Here is a 3,270-nt window from a genome sequence, read left to right on the forward strand (position 1 = left end):
CCCTCATAGCAGCCGCGGGGGTGCCGGTGGCGGCGCCCAGTGCCAACCTTTCCGGCCGGCCCAGCCCGACCACGGCCCGGCATGTCTGGCAGGACCTGAAAGGCCTGGTTGAACTAATCCTGGACGGGGGGCCCGCGGGGGTGGGTCTTGAGTCGACGGTACTGGACCTCACCGGCCGTGTACCCGTGATCCTGCGTCCCGGGGGTATAACTCGCGAGGAACTGGAAAAGGTTATTGGTGAGGTGCGGGTGGACCCGGGTATTGGTGGGGTGACCGGTCATTCTTTTACGGGCGATTTCCGCCCCCGTTCGCCGGGCATGAAGTACCGGCATTACGCCCCCCGGGCCCCCCTGGTGCTGGTTGAGGGGGAGCCGGAGCGGGTTGTGGCCAGGGTAAAGGAACTCGCCGGAGATTACCAGTCCCGGGGCTGGCGGGTGGGTATTCTGGCCACTGCTGAAACGGCCGGCGAATACACGGAGGGCCGGGTGGTGGTGGCCGGCCCGCGGCAGGACCACGCGGGCATAGCGTCCCGCCTTTTTGCCGCCCTGCGCCGCTTTGATGAACTGGGTGTGGACATCATCCTGGCCGAAGGTATTGAACCCCGGGGGTTGGGGCTGGCCGTGATGAATCGCCTGCGGCGGGCTGCAGGCGGCCGGATTGAGCGTGTGTGAAGAAGTTTTCCGGAGGAAACCGCGTGAGTATTTTGACCTTGCTTTTGCTGGCGGTGGCGCTGGGCACCGATGCCTTTTCCATGTGCCTGGGTATCGGGATGACCGGAGTCAGACGGTTCCAGATCTTGCTCATAACTTTGACCGTGCTCCTTTTCCATATTGTCATGCCCCTGCTGGGCTTTGAAGCAGGGGAACTGGTGGGTGGGCTGCTGGGCCGCGCGGCCACCATAGCGGGGTCGGTGCTGCTCCTTTACCTTGGCCTGCGCATGATCAGGGATGCCTTTGGCGAGGGTGAACCGCGTATTGTTCTGCTGAACAACTGGGGGTTGTTTTTTCTGGGAGCCAGCGTAAGCATGGATGCCTTGAGTGTAGGTTTCACCCTCGGCACTTTGAGAACGCAGCTCCTTTTGACCGTCCTCACTTTCGGGCTGGTGGCCGGCCTCATGACCCTGGCCGGGCTGGTGCTGGGCCGCTGTCTCGGGCGTGTGGTCGGGGAGAAGGCGCGGCTTCTGGGCGGTTTCATCCTGGTGGGTATCGGGTTCAAGCTGCTGTTGTGAACGTTTTGATATTTACCGGGAGGATGGGATATGAAAATAATGTTCGTGTGTACCGGCAACACCTGCAGGAGCAGCATGGCGGAAGCCCTGGCCAGGGACATGGTGGCCAGGAGGGGGCTGCAGGGAGAAATTGAAGTTTTCTCTGCGGGGATAGCTGCCCTGCCCGGCAGCGAAGCGTCGCCCCAGGCCGTGGAAGTGATGGAAGAAATGGGCCTGGACTTGCGATCCCACAGGGCGACCCTGCTTACCCGCCGGGACCTGGAAGAGGCCGACCTGGTGCTGACCATGACTGAAAGCCACAAACGGCTGATCCGGGAGCAGGCACCGGACCTGGCGGGCAAAATTTTTACCCTGTCCGAATACGCCGGCAGGGGTGGCGACATACCCGACCCGTTCGGCGGACCGGTGGATGTCTACCGCCAGTGTGCCGGTGAACTGCGTTACCTGATCTCCCTGGCCCTGGACAGGCTGGTCGCTGAAAAAGCCGGTTCTCCCCATGCGGGCCCGGGACCGGAAGAAACCCCGCCTGCCGGTGAGCGAAATGCGGACCCGGATTCAAAAGGACCCTCACCTGCACAACAGTCTCCAGGGGAAACCCCGCCTGCGGGCGGCTACGACGAGGGACGGGGACGGCCGGAGCCCGCTTAAATTTTAAGCAGGAAAATAGCGTTTTTTGTAGAAAGATACAGGTTGTATTTCCTTTTTGAAATGAGGAGGGGAGCGATGTCCTTACGGATTGCCCTGGCCGCCGACCACGGTGGCTTTCGCTTGAAGGAAGAGATTATTTCTTTGCTCAAGGAACACGGTATTCCCTTTCATGATTTCGGGACCTTTTCTGAAGAATCCGTGGATTACCCCGATTTCGCCCTCCTGGTAGCCGAGGCCGTTCGGACCGGGGAATACCAGCGGGGCATACTCTGCTGCGGTACGGGTATCGGGATGGCTATTGCTGCCAACAAAGTGCCCGGCATCCGGGCAGCCCTTTGCCACGATACTTTTTCCGCCCGGGCTTCCCGGGAGCATAACGACGCCAATGTATTGACCCTGGGCCAGAGGGTAATCGGCCCCGGTCTGGCCCGGGAAATCGTCAGGGTATGGCTGGCTTCTGAATTTACCGGCGGCCGTCACGCCCGGCGGGTGGACAAGATTGCCGGGATTGAGGAGAAATACGGTAACCGTGGTGGCCGTTAACCGCCGGAGCATGTCGTGGGGGAGGAAACTGTTTAATGCACATGAACAAATCTCTAGCTGCGGTAGATCCTGAAATCGCCCGGGCAATCGAACTGGAGCTGGGCCGCCAGCGCAGCACGCTGGAACTGATCGCTTCGGAAAATGCCGCCAGCAGGGCGGTGATGGAGGCCCAGGGTTCGGTGCTGACCAACAAGTACGCCGAAGGTTACCCCGGGCGGCGTTATTACGGCGGCTGCCAGTATGTGGATATTGCGGAAGAACTGGCCATCAAAAGGGCCAGGGAGCTTTTCGGTGCCGAACATGTCAATGTGCAGCCCCATTCCGGAGCCCAGGCCAATATGGCCGTTTATTTCGCGCTGCTGGAACCGGGGGACACCATTCTGGGTATGAACCTCGCCCACGGCGGTCACCTCACCCACGGCAGCCCCTTGAACATGTCCGGGAAATACTTCCGGGTGGCTTTTTACGGGGTGGACAGGGAAACGGGGTTGATAGACTACGAGAAGGTTTTTGCCGCGGCCTTTGAACATAAGCCGAAGATCATCGTGGCCGGGGCCAGTGCCTACCCCCGGGCCATTGACTTTTACAAGTTTAAGGAAATTGCCGAGGAAGTGGGCGCCTACCTGATGGTGGACATGGCCCACATCGCAGGGCTGGTGGCCGCAGGGGAGCATATGAACCCGGTCCCTTACGCGGATGTGGTGACCACTACCACCCACAAAACCCTGCGCGGCCCCCGGGGGGGTATGATTTTGTGCCGGGCCGGGTATGCTGCGGCCATTGATAAGGCTGTTTTCCCGGGTATCCAGGGGGGGCCGCTGATGCACGTTATCGCCGCCAAGGCCGTCGCA

5 protein-coding genes are annotated in these 3,270 nt (G+C 61.0%); all 5 read left to right on the forward strand.

The window, feature by feature from the left end; genetic code table 11:
* The coding region (locus ACPLUI_RS12885; RefSeq protein WP_424660657.1) for an L-threonylcarbamoyladenylate synthase at positions 1–671 on the forward strand (671 nt) is incomplete at its 5' end.
* A gap of 23 nt (positions 672–694) precedes the next feature.
* A complete protein-coding gene (locus tag ACPLUI_RS12890) occupies positions 695–1,228 on the forward strand; it encodes a manganese efflux pump MntP family protein (RefSeq protein ID WP_424660658.1) in 534 nt (177 codons plus the stop codon).
* Positions 1,229–1,258: 30 nt separating this feature from the next.
* Positions 1,259–1,876 carry a low molecular weight protein arginine phosphatase gene (locus tag ACPLUI_RS12895; RefSeq protein WP_424660659.1) on the forward strand — a complete coding sequence of 206 codons (618 nt, stop codon included), beginning with the start codon at positions 1,259–1,261 and terminating at the stop codon, positions 1,874–1,876.
* A gap of 75 nt (positions 1,877–1,951) precedes the next feature.
* On the forward strand, positions 1,952–2,419 hold the full coding sequence (gene rpiB, locus ACPLUI_RS12900; protein WP_424660660.1) for a ribose 5-phosphate isomerase B: 468 nt from the start codon (positions 1,952–1,954) through the stop codon (positions 2,417–2,419).
* Between the two features lie 35 nt (positions 2,420–2,454).
* A partial coding sequence (glyA, locus tag ACPLUI_RS12905) for a serine hydroxymethyltransferase (protein ID WP_424660661.1) occupies positions 2,455–3,270 on the forward strand: 816 nt, incomplete at its 3' end.

Origin of the sequence: Desulfofundulus sp. (genome assembly GCF_049701015.1) — a bacterium.
Classification (GTDB): domain Bacteria; phylum Bacillota; class Desulfotomaculia; order Desulfotomaculales; family Desulfovirgulaceae; genus Desulfofundulus.